Here is a 12837-nt window from a genome sequence, read left to right on the forward strand (position 1 = left end):
GCCTGTTTTCACCTTAGAGGAGGGACCAACATCATGACACATAACATCCAGCGCTTCGTTGCCGTATTCATCACCCTCATATTTTTGTCACCTCTTTTCACCATCCATATCGTTCATGCTGACACGACAACATTTCGTTATATCCAACTGAATCTAACGGATCAGGAAATAGAAACACTATATGAAGCAAGTCTTGTCTACGAAGACATCACGTATTATGGAGTCCGTGAATCAGCAGACGTTTGGCGTTTCATGATTGATGCGGAGTCGGTAGACGACACATTGATTGACATCGTCACGCTCTATGATGCGGAAGGTGTGCCGTATACGTTTATACCGAACACCATCACGGAAGCATATCCCGTTGAAGTGGTTGAACCTCCTGTTACGACGGAACCAGAACCAGTAGAAGAAGTGACACCACCGGTTGAAGCAGAACCGGAACCAGTCGCCGAGGAACCGATGGCTGAACCGATGCTACCGAAACTGGCCATTGTAGCCATGAATATCGCTGGAGTCGACCGGGCCGTAGTCGGGGGTGACATTTCCTATACATTTATGATCGAGAATACGGGTGATGCGCCACTGAAGGTGACAAATCTGTCCCATACGTTTATCAGTGGGGATGTGTCTCATCTATCGATTGAAGCATTCAACCAACGTGTCATCCATCAATTCACCGAATCGATTGGCGAGGATGGTTTACTTCCTGGTGAACGAGTGGAAGTGACAGAAGTCTTGACGATTCCGATCGATTACTCGTTCGATGCCCATCCTGAGATTGGAAGTGTCTTTCAGGTGACGGGAGTCGATGAATTCGACCGGGTCATTACGGCAGAAAGTCAACAAATCGTTCTCTTGCAGCAACCTGACTTCACAGTGAATGCAACGAGTGAGAAGACGAACGTAGAACCGGGAGAACCCGTTCACTACATGTACACCGTCCGAAATACATCGGACATCACATTATACTTGTCTGACGTCATGCTTACATGGCCGAGCGGCGCCTTGACGAAAGAGGAACAACAAATGGCGAATGAACGATTTGTGAAGCAAGTCGAAGCGATTCCTGCATTCCTAGATGGGCTCGGACCTGAAGAAGAAGTCACATTTTCGTTCGAACTCCCCCTCCTCCCATCCTATGACGTAAGAGCAGGGGCACAATTGATCCAACATGCCGCATTTCGCTTTCATGTGAACGAAAGCGTAAATATTACACGGATGGTTGATGTACCGGTCGTCGTGAAAAAACCCGTGCCGGTTAAAGAAGAAGTACCGAAACAAAAGACGGAAAAACCGTCACAAGACATGAAAACAAACAAACCAGTCGTGCAAGTAGTCGTCAAAGAGAACGGCTCGACTCCAGTCGAACTCCTCGACGAAACAGATGTGTATGCTCAAGAGTTGCTTCCGATGACCGGTGAAACGGATGATACTTGGCAGGCGATGGTCGGTACAATCCTTTTTGCATCGGGACTTCTCTTGTTGATTCGTCGCAAACATCCGTCAACCAAACCATAAATCGACATCCCTTCTCGCTCATGCGAGGAGGGATTTGTTCTGATTCCGCTTCGATACTTTTTTCGTGCAACGATTTTGTTATAATGGACAAAGTGAAATAGGAAACGACGTTCAAAGGAGTCAGACATAGATGAAATGGAAACAACTCGTCATCCCGACAATCGCTTCGGCGCTATTGTTAAGTGGGTGTTCAATGAAAATACCGATGGGTGAAGAAGAAGCGACACCAACTGGGGAAGAAACTGCAGCGGAAGGCGTCACACAAGCGATTGAAGCACGTGACTCATATTATCAAATGGTCATCCCTTTTAAACCGGCTGCGGCAAGAGGACTTGCTCAACGTCAGGTCAGTTCGTCACTAGAACTTGAAGAAGTCGAGCTTGGACTCATGCGCCATTCGACGGATGCGTTTGACCCGGACAAATTCGCCTATCAGGAAGGACAGCTTTTGAATGCAGAAGATGTGTCCCGATTACTTGCGCGAAAAGATAAGAGTAAAGAAGGGTTGACGCCTTTGAACCCGGCTTATGCGAATGGGAAGGCAGAAGTTGAGGACGACAAATTTGTCGATGCGAATAAGAAGTCACCGCTTTATTTGGCTTCTATCGTCGAACAGAACTACATGACGAAAGAGGATAAGGGATACCAATTGGGTGGCGTATCATTCGCTCTCATTTTGAATCGTGAGTACGTCTTTCAAGCGCCAAACTATGGACCGACGTATACCGTCAAACTCGATCAAAAGAAAGTGATCGCAGAAGGAGAACGTATGGCGAATGAACTCGTCTCCCAGCTACGCAAGCGTGAAGATTTTAAAGAGCTGGACATCAATGTCGCGCTCTACATGAAGTCGACACAAGGTTCACCGACTCCGGGGAACTATATCAAATCTGCATTTATCGGAACGGGAAACGAGGTCAACTCAGGTGACTGGCAGGCGATTGATGAGAAATATTACTACTTCCCATCGACTGCAGCGACAAACGACGTGCGTGAGGACGCTCAGAAATTCACGCTTTTCAGCGACCGGATTGCCGATCTCTTCCCAGACTATAGCGGAATGATTGGGAAAGGATTCTATCAAAATGGGGATTTATCGCGATTAGAAATTGATATTCCGATTCAATTTTATAGTCGTGCCGAACTCGTCGGATTCACACAACACGTTGTCGGTTTGCTTGAAAACCGTTGGGAATACAGCCGGAATGTCCCGGTCCGGATCAACGTCACGTCACTCGGCGGTGATCCTGAAGTGACAATTGTATTTGAGGACGGGATGGATAGTCCAAAAGTGTACTTCTAAGAGAGAAGGGGTTCGTTTTTTGAAACGAATCTCTTCTTTTTTTCGTATGAAAAGAGAAAGGATAATCTTTGACCTTATTTGACCAATTGAGTAGAATAGAGTTAACAGAAACGGGAAAGGGATAGGTGAGGTGAACTTTTATGGCTAAAAACTATTATGACGAGCTCGGTGTCTCGAAGGAAGCGACCGAGCAAGAGATTAAACGCGCATACCGAAAATTGGCGAAACAATACCATCCGGACGTCAATAAAGACCCTGGTGCACAAGATCGATTCAAGTCAGTCCAAGAAGCATTTGACGTGCTGAGTGACCCGGAGAAAAAGGCGAATTATGACCGGTACGGTAGCCCGGATGGACCATCGTTCGGACAAGGATTCGGTGGCGGTGGGGAAGCGTATGGGGAAGGGTCATCACAGTTTGAAGATTTATTCCGGCAATTTGGCGGCGGGTCGCGTACGACTTCGCGTACGTTCGGGTTTGAAGACATGTTCGGTAGTTTCTTTGACCAAGCGGTCGAGGAAGACTTGGATGAGACCGTCCGCGTCAATATTCCGCTCAGTCAATTGACGAAGGAATCGAAAGTGAGTCTGCGCCTTCAAACCGGTACCGTGAATGTCAAAATTCCACAAGGTGCCTATGAAGGTCAGAAGCTACGTTTGAAAGGAAAAGGTAGCCGCGTCGGGCAATCGGGAAACCGAGGCGATGTGTATGTCGAACTTCACTTTGCCGATGACGATACGTATCGTCGTGAAGGAGAACATATCGTGACCGTGAAGCGATTGCGACCGCTCGAGTTTTTAGATGGAGCGAGCGTGATCATCGCCACGCTTGACGGGGGGCGTGTGAAGTTGAAAGTGAAACCGGGTAGCCGTCCGGGACAACGGATGCGGATCCCCGGCCGCGGTGTCATGACCGGTTCAAAAGTACGGTCGGACTTGTTCGTCCAACTTGAGGTCGACCTGCCACTTGATGAGACGTATCGTCCTATTTATGAGCAAATTGAACGTTAACGGATAAGGAGGAATCGTGATGGACTTTAATCGTTTCACAGATAAAGCACATGAATGCATTGTCAGTTCACAAGCGTTAGCGAAACAGTATCATCATAGCGAAATCAATGAGTGGCATGTATTGGCATCGATGATTTCACAAACAGACGGGATTGCACCGTTGCTGTTTCAAAAAATGGAGATCAACGTATCGGAGATTGAAGGCGAAGTCGCGCTTTCTCTGAAGAATGCACCAAAACTTCAAAACCCGACAACGCCGATGATTTCATCTTCTCTTTTAAGTGTCTTGACGACAGCCGAACGTGAAGCGACCGGTATGAATGACGAGTACGTATCTGTCGAACACATTTTACTAGGCATTCTATTGAACAGCAGTCAGGCTCAGGGGATGCTCGAGCGTAAAGGGATCACTGAAGAACGTCTCCGTGAAGCGCTCGTCGCCGTACGAGGCAATCGTCGGATTACATCCAAATCACCGGAAGCGACGTATGACGTCTTGACGAAATACGGACGAGACCTCATTCAAGAAGTGAAGACAGGAAAAATCGACCCGGTCATCGGACGTGATAGTGAAATTCGTCGCGTCATTCGGATTTTAAGCCGGAAGACGAAAAACAACCCGGTCTTGATCGGGGAACCAGGGGTCGGGAAGACGGCAATCGTCGAGGGACTCGCTCAGCGAATCGTTCGTGGCGACGTACCGGAAAGTTTGAAAGACAAAACGATTTTCAGTCTCGATATGAGTTCACTTGTCGCCGGTGCGAAATATCGCGGGGAGTTTGAGGAACGTCTTCAGGCCGTCTTATCTGAAGTGAAAGAAGCCGAAGGGACCATCATTCTCTTCATCGATGAATTGCATACAATTGTCGGCGCAGGGAAGTCAGAAGGGTCGATGGATGCCGGTAACATGTTGAAACCGATGCTCGCTCGAGGCGAACTGCATTGTATCGGTGCGACGACACTCGACGAGTATCGTCAATATATCGAGAAGGACCCGGCGCTCGAGCGACGTTTCCAACAAGTGCTCGTCGCTGAGCCAGATGTCGAAGATACGGTTTCTATCTTGCGTGGTTTAAAAGAACGCTTCGAGATTCACCACGGGGTACGCATCCATGACAACGCGCTCGTGGCGGCAGCGATGCTCTCAAACCGATACATCACAGACCGATTCATGCCAGATAAAGCAATCGACCTTGTCGATGAGTCGTGTGCGATGATTCGGACAGAGATGGAATCGATGCCGGCGGAGCTAGACGAATTGGTTCGTCGGGTCATGCAGCTTGAAATCGAAGAAGCGGCGCTTAAGAAAGAGAGCGATGCAGCTTCTATGAAACGTCTCGAAGCACTCCAACAAGAATTGGCATCGCTCCGTGAACAGTCTGACTCGTTACGTCTTCGCTGGGAAAATGAGAAAGAGTCGACGCACCGCGTTCAGCAAATCCGTGGAGACCTCGAAAAGGTACGCCTCGAGTTACAAGAAGCAGAAAGTCGTTATGACCTGAACCGGGCTTCCGAACTAAAATACGGACGAATCCCTGAACTCGAGCGAGAACTCGAAGAAGCGGAACAGTTGGCGAGTTCGGTGACACGTGAACTCGTGCGTGAAGAAGTGACGGAGGAAGAAATCGCCGAGGTCGTTTCGAAATGGACCGGCATCCCGGTGACGAAGTTGACCGAAGGAGAGCGAGATAAACTCCTCAATCTCGAATCGGTCTTGCATAAGCGTGTCTTCGGGCAAGATGATGCGATTCGTCTCGTCAGCGATGCGGTCATTCGGGCCCGTGCCGGTATCAAAGACCCGAACCGTCCAATCGGTTCTTTCCTTTTCCTCGGACCGACGGGGGTCGGGAAGACGGAGCTCGGGAAGGCGCTCGCGGAAGCGATGTTTGACTCAGAAGATCATATCGTTCGACTGGATATGAGCGAGTATATGGAGAAACATGCCGTATCACGACTTGTGGGTGCACCTCCTGGCTATATCGGTTATGAGGAAGGTGGACAGTTGACGGAGGCGGTTCGCCGTAACCCGTACTCGGTTCTCTTACTCGATGAGGTCGAGAAGGCACATCCGGACGTCTTCAACATCTTGTTGCAACTGCTCGATGATGGTCGATTGACCGATTCGCACGGCCGCATCGTCGACTTTAAAAATACGATTGTCATCATGACATCGAACATCGGGGCAGACATCTTGCTCGAAGCAGCAAGGGATGGTGTGATTGATGAAGAGGAGGAACGTCAAGTACTCGACAAACTTCGTCGCCACTTCCGTCCAGAATTCTTGAACCGGGTCGATGAAACGATTCTGTTCCATCCGCTCACGAAAGATCAAATCGGTCAAATCGTCGAGAAAGCAGTTGGACGAATGAGTGATCGGCTCACGACGCGCTCGATTCATATCGAGATCACAGACGCAGCCAAAACGTTCGTCGCCGACGAGGCGTACGAACCTCAATTCGGCGCCCGTCCAATCAACCGTTACGTGCAACGGACAATCGAGACGAAACTTGCTCGAAGCATTCTAGCTGGAGATGTCGAAGATGGTCAAACGGTCGTCATCGATGTCGAGAACGGGGAATTGACGTTACGTCCATCGACGGTCAATGCATAAGGAAAGAGGAATCCAATTGGATTCCTCTTTTATGTACGTTGATGTTTTCGTCTCAAAAGCAGAAAACTGACGCCGATAAAGATGAGATAGAGTACCGTTCCAAAAATGGAGTTGAGTACCCATGGGATGGTCCCCATGAATGTAGTGCGTGTCGCTTCCTGAAACCAGAGCAGTAGCCAAAAAAATAGGCCAAAACTCGTTGCGAGTAGCGTGTAAAACCCCATCATGACTTGTTTTGTCCATCGCTTGATCCAAAATCCCAATAAAGCCGTAACGATGAAAATCGCACCTAGCCCACTATAAAATAATCCATCGATCGGTAATGACTGCACCCACATGACTCCCTTCTCACCATCAGATTTATATAATCCAATCTTACATGGAGAGGAAATGAATGGGAATCTTTATTGTGAAATGAGAGGTCGTTTTGGTTGATAGATGCAGTACGGTTCTGATTCCTTGAAGTCGCCTGTGACCGCATATGCCCTAGCTCGAGATCCTCCACAAAGATAACGATATTCGCAATACCCACATTTACCATGATGTGTATCTGGGTCACGTAATGCCTTGAACGTCGGATGGTGACGATAAATGTCCGCGAGAGGTGTTGTTCGAACGTTCCCACAGGTGATGGGTAAAAATCCAGAAGGTTGGACGTCCCCTGTATGGGAGATGAAGACGAACCCGTTCCCGTCATTCGTCCCACGAGGCGCCTTCGCCAAATCATCGTGCGGATGTCCAATTGGAGGAAGTCCTGCTCGTTTCCGTCGCTGATTTTCTTGACGCGCGACCCGACGATAGAACTGGGCCTCCGTTGTCGAAATGATGAACGGTACCGTCTCTTGTAATGCAAATGCCCATTTCAACACTTCTTCATGTCGTTCGGGAGAGATTGGTTGTAACAGCGATCCTCGCCCGGTCGGCACGAGGAAAAAGAGTGTCCATACCGACACACCGAGTGATTCAACGAGTGTTGCCATCTCGGGCAAGCGATCGACGTTATACTCGGTCACCGTCGTGTTGATTTGAAAAGACATGCCTTCTTCCCGGAAGTAAGAGATTCCTCGGACGGTACGGTCGAAACTGCCACGTGTTCCTCTAAAGTAATCGTGTGTCTGTGCATCCGGACCATCGATAGAGAATGCCCAACGTGACAAACCGGCAGCTTTCGCACGTTTCACGGCATCGTGCGTGACACGAGGGGTGGCAGAAGGCGTCATGGAAACGCGCATTCCGAGCGAAGCGGCATATTCGGTCAACTCGAATAGATCTTCACGCATGAGCGGATCACCACCTGTAAAGACGAGAATCGGGTTATCCATCGCCTGAATCTCGCGGATGAGTGCCTTTCCTTCTTCCGTGTCGAGCTCGTTTTCATATCGGTGAAACTGTGCCTCGGCTCGGCAATGAACACAAGAGAGTGCACAGGCACGCGTCACTTCCCAAATGACGATGAAGGGATTTTTTTGATAGTCGATGTGTTTCATACCGTCACCGCCTGTTTGAGTTGCAAGCGTTCAACTGCCCGTTTCGCCGAATCGACACAGTCCGGCAATCCGACTCCATGGAGAATGGCGCCACATGCTTCTACCCCATCCCATGACAAAAGTGCTTCTTCAAAAGCACGTACGTCCTGCTGATGCCCGACCTCGTATTGTGGCATCGTTTGAACGTGCCGTTCGACTTTCGTGAAGAGGGGAGTTCCAACGTTTTGGATACGTCGAAGTTCACTTAGGGCAAAGGTTGCGACCACATGGTCTTCTTCATGCAGGAGAGACGGGACATACTCGGAACCGACATACATGCGAATCAATGCTTTTCCTTTAGGAGCCATATGTGGCCATTTCTTATGCATCCAACTGCAAGCGGTCAAGGCATTTTCTTCCGATTTGGCGATGACGTAGCCGGTTCCATCTAATGCATCAACATCTGCTTCGTCGAAGGCGGCGAGTACGGTCATCGAAGACGTCCTTTTTAAATTGGATAAACGTTCAGCTTCCGGGAATCCGAGTAGCGGACCGAGAGCGTGGGGAGAGGTAGCCATGATGATTCCATCAAACGATTCACTCGTCCCGTTTGCCAACGTCACCTCATGTGGGCGGACAGATTGCACGACCGTTCGTAACTCGAGTCGGTCAATGGAAGGGCGAAGTGCCTCGACGAGCACACCGAGTCCTTGGTCGATGGATAAAAATTTACCTGTATCCGAAGGCTTCACACCAGCCTGAACGGGAGGAGTGAGTGCCTTCATCCCGAGAATCAGACTGCGAGTTTTTTGTTCAATCGTGATAAACTGAGGGAAAGTAGACTCGATGCTCATATCGTCGAGTGTCCCGTTGTAAATCCCGGACAAAAGCGGTTCAATCATTGTATCGACGACCTCTGAACCGAGTCGCGTCCGAAAGAAACGATCAAGCGAGATATCCTCTCCTGTATAGACGCGTGGAATCACAAGATCGAATCCCGCGCGAAGCTTTCCTTTCCACGTGAAAAGATCTGTCTTGACCATCGGCCAAAATTTAGTTGGAATGCCCATGACCGATCCAGCTGGCATTTGTCTCAACCGTTCACGGACATAGATATAAGATGTTCCTGTTTTGGAACGAACCAAATGATCTTCTAGTCCGAGTTCTGTGATGAGAGATGTCAACGTTGGTTTACGAGCCATATAGCCGTCAGGTCCGGTCTCTAGCGTAAAGCCATCACGATAGAACGTTTTGATTTTCCCACCGAGACGATCTTGCGACTCGAACAAGGTGACATGAGCCCCGGCTTGTTTGGCGTAATAGGCAGCAGCGAGTCCGGTGATGCCACCTCCGATAATTGCGATACGATTCAATCGATTCACCCATTTCTCTAAAATATTGTCATAGTAACGGTACCGAGAATCTTGACGGAGACATAGGATAAGTGTCACGGAGTTCTAGACAAATTTGTCACGAATGAGAAAGGGGACGGAGAAATGATTACTTTCATCGTCGTTGCAGCGCTTGTCGTGCTAAGTGTAATCGGGTTCATTTTGGCGATGAATCGACATGGGGAAAAGTTGACGGGAGATGAGGAGTCCCCACCCATGATTTGGGCGGATGAGAACTGGTATAAAGATGATGGACCGCCAGACGGATAATATGATAAGATGACCCGGTTGAAATTTGATGGAATATGAGGTGATCGAATGAATGTACTCGAACAACAGTTGAACCACCTAATTGATGAGTGTCGTCCGTACACGGCTCAAGGGAAAGTGGCGGACTATATTCCAGAACTCGCACATGTGAAAAACGATTTGCTCGGTGTGGCGATTTGTTTGCCGGACGGTACGTACATTCATGCGGGGGACGTTCATCACAAATTTACGATTCAAAGTGTATCGAAGGCGCTTACGCTCTGTTATGTTCTGATGGAATTCGGGGAGGACTATGTCTTTTCAAAAGTAGGGATGGAACCGACGGGTGATGCCTTCAACTCCATTGCCAAGCTTGAGGAAACGGTCCCGTCAAAACCGCTGAATCCGATGATCAATGCCGGAGCGTTAGCGGTGACGAGCATGATTTTAGGAGAAACAGCAGAACTTAAAATCTATCAGTTCCGTCAGTTTTTGGCGACACTTCTCAATCGACCGGTTGAGGAAATCACGTACGATGAAAAAGTCGCCCGCTCAGAATATGAGACGACCGACTTGAATCGCGCGCTTCTATACTTTATGCGACATCATGGGATTGTTGAGGGAGAGGTCGATGACATTATCGACGTATATACGAAGCAATGTGCCATTGAAATCGATTGTTTTGATTTGGCGCGAATCGGACGTGTCTTTTCTGGGAATGGGGAAGACCCCGATACGGGTGAGGAATTGATTCCACGCCGAGTCGTTCGGATCGTCAAAGCGATTATGACGACATGTGGCATGTACGACGCATCAGGGGAATTCGCGGTCCGAGTCGGATTACCGGGTAAAAGCGGTGTTTCGGGTGCGATTTTGGCCGTTGGGAACCACGAATTGGATTTGCATAATGTCGGATTCGGCATTTTTGGTCCATCACTGGACTCAAAAGGGAATTCGATTGCGGGAATGAAATTATTGGAGCTCTTGATCGAGCGTTATACGTCTCGTTAAATCGATAATTTTTGAAGTGATGTTTTCAACTCATGTTCCAAGCGTTCGATTTTTGAATCATATGCAGATTGTAAGTCGGCAGGAGGGGTGAACGCTCGCCAGCGTTTTAAAAGTTGGTCATGGTCGTTCAACTCACCAAGCTCGGTTTGCATCTTTTTTAACGTACGTACAGTGTCCATCGAGGCATCTGATTCATAGTTCAAGAAATACTCGTTTAAATAGCGCTCCCGTTTGACGTCTAAACGGACTTTATGAAGCGCCTCTACCTTCTCATTTTTATTCGATGGTTCGTGATACGCGCGAACTCGTTGCATGCGTTCACGTCTCGCCTTTTCTAACATCGGAGAGGCGTTCATTTTTTTGAATGCACGAAATAGTGGGCCAGCGATGAAGCGACGAATCTGCTGGTCGAGCGAAGGTGTCATCTTTTCACTGACCCGTGTTGCGAGAATCGTGCGTTCGATGGCGCGCTGTTGTTCCATCGATTCAAGAAATCGTTCATCGAGTTCCGTTTGAGAATCAAAAGTCTCGATGAGTACATCCAAGTCGCGCACCCGACCAAGTGCTTCCATCAGTTGTTTGAGTTGACGGAACGTTGCAGGTTTTGTTTCATACACCTGCATGAACGTGATCAGTTTACGTAAATGAACGCGAGCATGGTGAATGTCCTCGGAGTTTTTGAAGGTGAGGGCTTCAGTGACATAGTGATTGAACGTGCTCCACGTTTCTAACAGCTCAAATTTAAGTTTTTCTGCATGCCGTTGATTCATGATATTGTTTCCTTTCTGAAAAAGAGATGAGGGTTGTCCATGTACCAAACACATTCATTAAACGAAAAAATCAAACTGTTCTTTACGATTTTCTTTCCGATCCTAGTCACGCAAGTGTCTTTTTATTTGATTAGCTTTTTTGACACGGTCATGTCCGGGCGTGCGGGCGCAGTCGACTTGGCCGGCGTCGGTGTCGGTTCTAGTCTGTGGATGCCGGTTTATACCGGCCTCAGTGGGATTTTACTTGCCGTCGCACCGATTGTTTCACAAGCACTCGGTGCACGAGATCACCATCAGATTCAACGAACATTGTTTCAAGGAATCTATTTAGCGATCTTGTTGAGTATCCTTACGTTGACGCTCGGATCATTTCTGGTGCCACTCGCAATCGAGGGCATGGGACTTAGCACAGAGGGTAAACGAATCGCAACGCAATACTTACTTGCTCTTGGGTTCGGTGTCTTACCGATGTTCTTGTTCAATGTGCTTCGCACGCTCATGGATGCGCTCGGCAAAACGAGAGTCTCCATGATTCTTATACTATTAGGGTTACCCATTAATGTCGGATTAAACTACATCTTCATTTTTGGAAAACTCGGTATTCCGGCGTATGGAGGTGTCGGGGCGGGAATTGCCTCAAGTATCACTTACTGGTTGCTCTTCTTCATGGCGTTGTTTTTCGTCAGAAACGGGAAGCCGTTCCGTGAATACAAGTTTTTACGAACGGCAGAACGCATCGTCTGGCTCAAACAAAAAGAGCTGCTACAGCTCGGTACACCAATCGGACTCGCCATTTTTGCAGAAGTCAGTATCTTTGCGGCAGTGACGTTACTGCTCAGCTCCTATGGGGATCAAATCGTTGCAGCACACCAGGCGGCGATCAACTTCGCTTCGTTTGTTTACATGCTACCGCTTTCGGCTTCGAGTGCATTGACGATCGTGGTTGGATATGAACTTGGGGCGAAACGACTTCAGGATGCGGTTCGCTATGCAAAGATCGGAATTTCGCTCTGTCTTGGCGTTTCGATATTCTCTGGTGCTTTGTTGTTTTGGCAAAACGAACGGGTCGCGGCCATCTATACGAATGATCCGACAGTCGTCGATCTCGCCGCGCACTTTATGATTTTTGCTGTGTTCTTCCAGTTGTCGGATGCCGTCGCTGCACCGATTCAAGGGATTTTACGAGGCTTCAAAGACGTCAATATTACGCTCGTTCTGTCACTCGTCGCATATTGGATTATCGGATTGCCGCTCGGTTATGTGTTAGCAGAACAGGCGGGCTTCGGACCAGACGGCTATTGGATTGGCTTGATTGCGGGACTCGCAGCCGGGGCAGTGTTGTTATTTGTCCGGTTAGTTTGGATTGTTCGACGCTATAAAACGGTTTAGGAAGTAAAGATTGTTCGCAATTGTGAACAATCTTTACTTTATTTTAAATTGGTCTATACAACTATACTTATATCGGATATGATAACATGGAAGAAAACATGAAGGAGTGATGAACC

Annotated in this window: 11 protein-coding genes; 7 read left to right on the forward strand and 4 right to left on the reverse strand. The window is 48.4% G+C overall.

Annotated features, from left to right (window positions below):
- Positions 1-33: 33 nt before the first annotated feature.
- The 4 genes from KNO66_RS12175 to clpB all read left to right on the forward strand — a co-directional run bounded on the left by KNO66_RS12175 (position 34) and on the right by clpB (position 6445).
- Positions 34-1521 (forward strand): LPXTG cell wall anchor domain-containing protein, encoded by a 1488-nt coding sequence (locus KNO66_RS12175; protein ID WP_214742728.1) that lies wholly within the window; start codon positions 34-36, stop codon positions 1519-1521.
- A gap of 130 nt (positions 1522-1651) precedes the next feature.
- A complete protein-coding gene (locus KNO66_RS12180; RefSeq protein WP_214742729.1) occupies positions 1652-2824 on the forward strand; it encodes a CamS family sex pheromone protein in 1173 nt (390 codons plus the stop codon).
- A 140-nt stretch (positions 2825-2964) separates the two neighbouring features.
- Positions 2965-3834 carry a DnaJ C-terminal domain-containing protein gene (locus KNO66_RS12185; RefSeq protein WP_214742730.1) on the forward strand — a complete coding sequence of 290 codons (870 nt, stop codon included), beginning with the start codon at positions 2965-2967 and terminating at the stop codon, positions 3832-3834.
- Positions 3835-3853: 19 nt separating this feature from the next.
- Entirely contained in the window at positions 3854-6445 is a 2592-nt protein-coding gene (gene clpB / locus KNO66_RS12190) for an ATP-dependent chaperone ClpB (RefSeq protein WP_214742731.1), read from the forward strand.
- Between the two features lie 29 nt (positions 6446-6474).
- On the opposite strand, the gene KNO66_RS12195 is transcribed toward clpB, so the two are convergent.
- The 3 genes from KNO66_RS12195 to hemG all read right to left on the reverse strand — a co-directional run bounded on the left by KNO66_RS12195 (position 6475) and on the right by hemG (position 9362).
- The gene (locus KNO66_RS12195) at positions 6475-6777 is read right to left on the reverse strand and encodes a hypothetical protein (protein ID WP_214742732.1); all 303 of its coding nucleotides are present in this window, start codon (positions 6775-6777) and stop codon (positions 6475-6477) included.
- 72 nt (positions 6778-6849) lie between these two features.
- Positions 6850-7932, reverse strand: coding sequence for a TIGR04053 family radical SAM/SPASM domain-containing protein (locus KNO66_RS12200; RefSeq protein ID WP_214742733.1), 1083 nt, complete (start codon positions 7930-7932; stop codon positions 6850-6852).
- Positions 7929-9362 (reverse strand): protoporphyrinogen oxidase, encoded by a 1434-nt coding sequence (hemG, locus tag KNO66_RS12205; RefSeq protein WP_353048570.1) that lies wholly within the window; start codon positions 9360-9362, stop codon positions 7929-7931. Before hemG ends, KNO66_RS12200 begins: the two co-directional genes overlap by 4 nt.
- Before the next feature lie 45 nt (positions 9363-9407).
- Between hemG and KNO66_RS12210 the strand changes: the two genes are divergently transcribed.
- Both KNO66_RS12210 and glsA read left to right on the forward strand, forming a co-directional pair.
- Positions 9408-9572: a hypothetical protein gene (locus KNO66_RS12210; RefSeq protein WP_214742734.1), complete on the forward strand. Its 165-nt coding sequence runs from the start codon at positions 9408-9410 to the stop codon at positions 9570-9572.
- A gap of 48 nt (positions 9573-9620) precedes the next feature.
- Entirely contained in the window at positions 9621-10562 is a 942-nt protein-coding gene (gene glsA, locus KNO66_RS12215) for a glutaminase A (protein ID WP_214742735.1), read from the forward strand.
- On the opposite strand, the gene KNO66_RS12220 is transcribed toward glsA, so the two are convergent.
- Complete coding sequence (locus KNO66_RS12220; RefSeq protein ID WP_214742736.1) at positions 10559-11332, reverse strand: CHAD domain-containing protein; 774 nt, start codon at positions 11330-11332, stop codon at positions 10559-10561. The genes glsA and KNO66_RS12220 overlap by 4 nt on opposite strands.
- 39 nt (positions 11333-11371) lie before the next feature.
- On the opposite strand from KNO66_RS12220, the gene KNO66_RS12225 reads away from it, so the two are divergent.
- The gene (locus KNO66_RS12225; RefSeq protein ID WP_214742737.1) at positions 11372-12721 is read left to right on the forward strand and encodes an MATE family efflux transporter; all 1350 of its coding nucleotides are present in this window, start codon (positions 11372-11374) and stop codon (positions 12719-12721) included.
- Positions 12722-12837: the final 116 nt, after the last annotated feature.

Source organism: Exiguobacterium sp. s48, from assembly GCF_018617395.1.
Lineage (GTDB): Bacteria > Bacillota > Bacilli > Exiguobacteriales > Exiguobacteriaceae > Exiguobacterium.